Raw genomic sequence first — 233 nt, 5'->3', positions numbered from 1 at the left:
GCCGATGCGTCCTTCGCATTCAGCTGATAAATATTGGCGATTTTGCCATTCTGCTTGTTTTGCGTTGCACGAATAACAAAAATCCCCGTCGCATCAGCGACATCCTGATTCATACCCTCAGCGTTACCCAGCGCTTCCGCCAGGGTCATACCGCTGCGGTCCATTTTCAGCGTGCTCTGTTTACCCACTTCACCCATCACGAAGACTTTCAGATCATCGTTGCGCGGAATAAA

At 50.2% G+C, this 233-nt stretch carries 1 protein-coding gene; it reads right to left on the bottom strand.

All coding sequences use genetic code 11. The features are described from left to right. Window positions 1-233: SLBB domain-containing protein (locus FN960_RS24835; RefSeq protein ID WP_185971178.1), on the bottom strand; the 233-nt coding region annotated here is incomplete at both ends.

Origin of the sequence: Alkalicoccobacillus porphyridii, from assembly GCF_007293315.1 — a bacterium.
In the GTDB taxonomy this organism is placed as follows: Bacteria; Bacillota; Bacilli; order Bacillales; family Bacillaceae_D; genus Alkalicoccobacillus; species Alkalicoccobacillus porphyridii.
The sequence above is the reverse complement of the archived record's forward strand: the minus strand, read 5'-3'. Positions and strand labels throughout refer to the sequence as shown.